Annotated in this window: 7 protein-coding genes and 1 pseudogene; 5 read left to right on the top strand and 3 right to left on the bottom strand. The window is 38.8% G+C overall.

Features of this window, described 5'->3' with window-relative positions; genetic code table 11:
• Nucleotides 1-220: 220 nt before the first annotated feature.
• The 3 genes from PN450_RS12500 to PN450_RS12490 are packed head-to-tail and all read left to right on the top strand — an operon-like array spanning nt 221 to nt 1054.
• Complete coding sequence (locus tag PN450_RS12500) at nt 221-373, top strand: hypothetical protein (RefSeq protein WP_158310516.1); 153 nt, start codon at nt 221-223, stop codon at nt 371-373.
• Between the two features lie 34 nt (nt 374-407).
• Entirely contained in the window at nt 408-881 is a 474-nt protein-coding gene (locus PN450_RS12495) for a type II toxin-antitoxin system VapC family toxin (RefSeq protein ID WP_015079758.1), read from the top strand.
• Nucleotides 882-883: 2 nt separating this feature from the next.
• The gene (locus PN450_RS12490) at nt 884-1054 is read left to right on the top strand and encodes a hypothetical protein (protein ID WP_168204483.1); all 171 of its coding nucleotides are present in this window, start codon (nt 884-886) and stop codon (nt 1052-1054) included.
• A 110-nt stretch (nt 1055-1164) separates the two neighbouring features.
• Here the strand turns inward: PN450_RS12490 and PN450_RS12485 are convergent.
• Nucleotides 1165-1530 (bottom strand): annotated as a pseudogene (locus PN450_RS12485) (transposase); the annotation flags it as partial.
• A 61-nt stretch (nt 1531-1591) separates the two neighbouring features.
• Nucleotides 1592-2377, bottom strand: a complete 786-nt coding sequence (locus tag PN450_RS12480; protein WP_148766231.1) for a DUF1868 domain-containing protein — start codon at nt 2375-2377, stop codon at nt 1592-1594.
• 82 nt (nt 2378-2459) lie between these two features.
• Here PN450_RS12480 and holA point away from each other — a divergent pair, with 82 nt between their 5' ends.
• Together holA and PN450_RS12470 are read left to right on the top strand one after the other, a co-directional pair.
• A complete protein-coding gene (gene holA, locus PN450_RS12475; protein WP_148766233.1) occupies nt 2460-3446 on the top strand; it encodes a DNA polymerase III subunit delta in 987 nt (328 codons plus the stop codon).
• A 120-nt stretch (nt 3447-3566) separates the two neighbouring features.
• Nucleotides 3567-4052 carry a DUF4168 domain-containing protein gene (locus PN450_RS12470; protein WP_213710992.1) on the top strand — a complete coding sequence of 162 codons (486 nt, stop codon included), beginning with the start codon at nt 3567-3569 and terminating at the stop codon, nt 4050-4052.
• A gap of 156 nt (nt 4053-4208) precedes the next feature.
• On the opposite strand, the gene PN450_RS12465 is transcribed toward PN450_RS12470, so the two are convergent.
• Nucleotides 4209-4397, bottom strand: a 189-nt coding sequence (locus PN450_RS12465; RefSeq protein WP_271836528.1) for a hypothetical protein, incomplete at its 5' end; no start/stop codon positions are given.

The raw sequence follows: 4397 nt of genomic DNA, 5'->3' as shown, positions 1-4397 counted from the left end.
TAAGTAGACGAAAATAAATCAAAGTAGATTAAGTAATGTAAAAAATCTGGAGATGATTTCGTAGTAAGGGCTTCAGCCCTCAAATGAGGAATAAATTCCTCACTACAAACTTTGAATTATTCAAGCCGTTCTACTTAGTTTTTCTTTTTTAGTCATCACCAAGGCTATTATTTAGTAGATTATCCCTTGATTTTATTATAGTCTGACAGGAATTTAATTTGTGACAGCGCAAGCGCTGACTTGTCAGTTCGCTTTTTGGGAATGTGGGAAGTGCGATAGCGAAGCGCTGCTGCAAGCAGTTCGCTTTTGGGATGTGGGATGTACCATTTTTGGGGATGTGGGATGCGATCGGTTGTTTGTAGCAATCATATAGTAAAATAATGAATAATTTTTTTAAGTATTTAATAATGATTGAAAGTCTATATCTTGATACCAGTATTATTGGCTATCTAACAATTAGACCAAGCACTAATCTAATTACTGCTTCAAATTCAGTAATTACACAAAATTGGTGGGATACTCGTCGGGAAAATTTTACTCTATATATTTCGGAAGTAGTTCTAGAAGAATTAGCCAGAGGAGATCAAGAAATAGCTACTAAACGACTGGATCTAATAAGTGAGTTACCATTATTAGCACTCAATGAAGCAGTGGAAGAATTAGCCCAGCAATTTCTGACAAAAAGCAATCTTCCTCCTAAAGCATCTGATGATGCCTTGCATATTGCCTTAGCCACTGTTTATAAAGTAGATTATTTGTTAACATGGAACTGTAAACATATTGCCAATGCACAAATCCAGAAAAAACTCTCACAAATTAGTATTCAATCTGGATATGAACTACCAACGATTTGTACACCTTATGAACTTATGGGAGATTAACTATGTGGAAAGATGAAGTATTAGAAGAAATTTACAAAATCCGAGAAGAACACGCTAAATCCTTTAATTATGATTTGCATGAAATTTGTCAAGATTTAAGAAAAAAACAGGTAGCTAAAAACAGAAAAGTTATTACTCAGCCGCTCGTAACATTATCATCCTCAACTAAATAGGCTCGCTGTTGTAAGGGATGATGGGATGCGATAGCGAAGCGCTGCTGCAAGCAGTTCGCTGTTGTAGGGGATGTTGGGAGGTGCGATCGCTTGGAAATTATGTGTAACTTTACCTGTTCTATTTGAATCGGAAATGAGTGTCTTTGTTGAACACTTACTAATGATAATGTAAAAAAAGATAGACCCGATATTGGTTTACTTATTAGACTGGAAAAGAACCTATCTAATCCATAGGTTTTTTTCCCGGCTTTGCTTATTACTACTTCGTCTTCTGCCAACAACTAAACATCATTTGGGCAAAACAAATGCCGCCAAAAAAACACCCAGAACACCGTTGCCCACGGTATGACTGTCTGAAAAAATCTGATTACCGTCCGATAACTACCACCACTAAGCGTCCAACGTGATATTCCCAACATCGTTACTCGTCCGCTCATTGCTAACATGGCCATGATGATCTGGCTCAACTGCCGCATAGTTGTTATATGTGTCGAGTTTGTAGGAGTTTAGCAGTGCTAAACCCCTACTATGAATTACTTAAAAATCCAAACTCGGCCAGTCTGGTTGACGATAATAGCGGATCATATTATCAAATTTTCGTAATTCCACCTTATCAATGAGAAAATCTGGAGTATCTAACGGCAATGATTGATTAAACTCACAAAACATTGTATTCAGATTTACCCGATCTAACTCTGGGGGAATTTCGCTAAAATACCCCAATGTTACATGAGCCGTAAAATGATAATGCTGCTCAATACCCAAGCCCATTAATTTGCGATTTTGATAAATTATCCGTCGGAACTGAATAATTTCCTCATAAGAACGTTTATCCTTTGGTACTAAACACACACCTACAGCCCTGGGCATCACAATCAACCCCAACATTTGCCAAGATATAGGAGATCCCTTTGTCATCAATTGTTGATATTGTTGAAACATCTCAGCCAACTGAGAATTCAAATCTTCAGCAAATTGGGGATTTTTTGTACAAGCATGATGAAAAGCACTATCCCAAATTAAATCTGCCACCGTCAGATGAAAACTAACAGCAGGAACAGGTACAATCAAATCACCACCAATGGGTAGCTCTAATAATTGCCGTTGATAGGCTTCTATTTGACCGTAGAAAGCAGCGTTTTTCAGGTCTTCTGCTGCTGGTGGGGTAATCAGCGTATAGCCTGGAAAGGGTGTAGCAACTCTGACTCCAGCATGAACCCGAAATTTAGAAGATTCCTGAATATGCTGAATCTGGGTTTTGTAAGCTTCTGGTAGCGTCATGTGTGCTACCCGATTTAAATAGGTTTGGTAGTTGTCGTCCAATCTTGATCACCTTGCGCTCTTTTGATAGATTGTAGGGAGATTTACTCAATTTGACCAAATTAATTTTTAATTTTAAATTGCAATGCCAATATATGTTTACTGGGGCGAAGACGATTTTGCCATGGAAAAAGCCGTAGTAACTTTACGCGATCGCATCCTTGATCCCCTCTGGACTAGTTTTAACTATACCTCATTTCCCGCAGATCAACCCGATCCAATAGTCCAAGCTTTAAATCAAGCAATGACACCGCCATTCGGGGCCGGTGGGCGTTTCGTGTGGCTCATTAACACCACTCTGGGGCAAAATTGTCCAGAGCCTATCCTAGCCGAATTACAACGCACTCTCAAAGTCATCCCCCCAGATTCCACTTTACTATTAACCAGTCGCAACAAACCAGATGAACGCCTTAAAAGTACAAAACTCCTCAAACAATTTGCTACAATTTCCGAATTTCCCCTAATTCCTCCTTGGAAAACCGAACTTTTAGTCCAATCAGTTCAACAAGCCGCTCAAACTGTCGGTATAAAAATAAGTCCCCTCGTCGCCGAACTATTAGCCGAATCAGTAGGTAACGATACCCGTCTTCTCTACAATGAACTAGAAAAATTACGTCTTTATACAGAAGGTAGTGGCAAACCTTTAGATGTGAATACAGTATCGGAATTAGTGAGAAATACCACTCAAAACACCTTACAACTAGCAACAGCCATCAGAACTGGAGACACCCCAAAAGCCTTAGGAATCTTAGGTGATCTCAGCAATGCAGCCGAACCGGGTTTACGGATAGTTGCCACACTCATAGGTCAATTTCGCACCTGGTTATTAGTAAAAATGATGATGGACAGTGGTGAACGCAACCCCCAAGCGATCGCTCAAGGTGCGGAAATCTCTAACCCCAAACGCATCTACTTCCTACAGCAAGAAGTCAAATCTCTCCCCCTACAGCAACTCATCTCTGCCTTACCACTGCTATTAGAATTAGAAGTCAGCCTCAAGCAAGGTGCATCCGAAACCTCAACCCTACAAACTAAAGTCATCGAACTTTGTCAAATATGTCGCCGCATTTAATAACCCCATCAATATCAATATATTGATTCAATCTTGACTGGAACTTCTAATTCAGAAAATAATTCAAACTTATGATCGATCACATTTCCTGTTTGTCCTTCTGTGTCACCTGTATTATATATGCTCAAAATTTACAGTCTTCATTCAACCAAACGGTTGCAGCGAATTCTCTCTCAACCCTTGATTTTGGCAACTATTGCCACTGCAAGTCTGATATTCGCGACTTTCGGCTTCAATTCCCAAGGAATCGCTCAAACCTTAAACATCAACAATACAGAAGTAACTAACTATGCAAAAGCTGTATTGGGGATGGAACCAGTCCGTCAGCAAGCCTTTGAGGAAATCAAAAAACTCATCGGTAGCAAAGATGTTCCCCAAGTGATCTGTAATGATCCTACAAGTATCAATGCACTACCTGGCAAAGCCAAAGATATTGCCGGAAATTACTGCAACCATTCTCAAAAAATAGTCGAGGATAGTGGTCTTACAGTTGAAAGATTCAATAAAATCACCTTAGAAATCCAAAACAACAATAATTTAAAAAAGCAACTGTATAATACATTACTACATTTGCAAAAAGCTTCACCCTCAAAAACCTCCAAATAAGTAATCTCAAATACTATGATCAGGATGGCAAAAAGCCATGATTATCACTAAAAATCAGGGGAACATAGAGTTTAACCCCTTTATTGCCGATTGATTCCTTCGCTAACCTGCATGAGACCAAAAAGATAATTCCTGTTTTTTTACCAGACTGATAACTTAGAAAATAGGCTGAATCCCTATTTTCACAAAGATTTCAGCTATTATTTTCCCCTCCCCAAAAAATATTTTCCCAACCCCCTTGACAAGAAAAGAAAGGATTGCTATATTAGATAAGTGCCGAAGAGAGAAACAACTCACGGTAACTGAACCGAGAAAAAATAATACTTTGAAAGAATAGATTAAACC

Origin of the sequence: Dolichospermum lemmermannii CS-548 (assembly GCF_028330815.1) — a bacterium.
In the GTDB taxonomy this organism is placed as follows: Bacteria; Cyanobacteriota; Cyanobacteriia; order Cyanobacteriales; family Nostocaceae; genus Dolichospermum; species Dolichospermum lemmermannii.
Note: the sequence above shows the minus strand (reverse complement) of the source record. Positions and strands in the feature narration are given on the sequence as shown.

Excerpts from the sequence above, each read along its gene's own strand:
- PN450_RS12495 (WP_015079758.1), top strand. The coding sequence starts at position 408 with ATGATTGAAAGTCTATATCTTGATACCAGTATTATTGGCTATCTAACA.
- PN450_RS12470 (WP_213710992.1), top strand. The coding sequence starts at position 3,567 with ATGCTCAAAATTTACAGTCTTCATTCAACCAAACGGTTGCAGCGAATT.
- holA (WP_148766233.1), top strand. The coding sequence starts at position 2,460 with ATGCCAATATATGTTTACTGGGGCGAAGACGATTTTGCCATGGAAAAA.
- PN450_RS12490 (WP_168204483.1), top strand. The coding sequence starts at position 884 with ATGTGGAAAGATGAAGTATTAGAAGAAATTTACAAAATCCGAGAAGAA.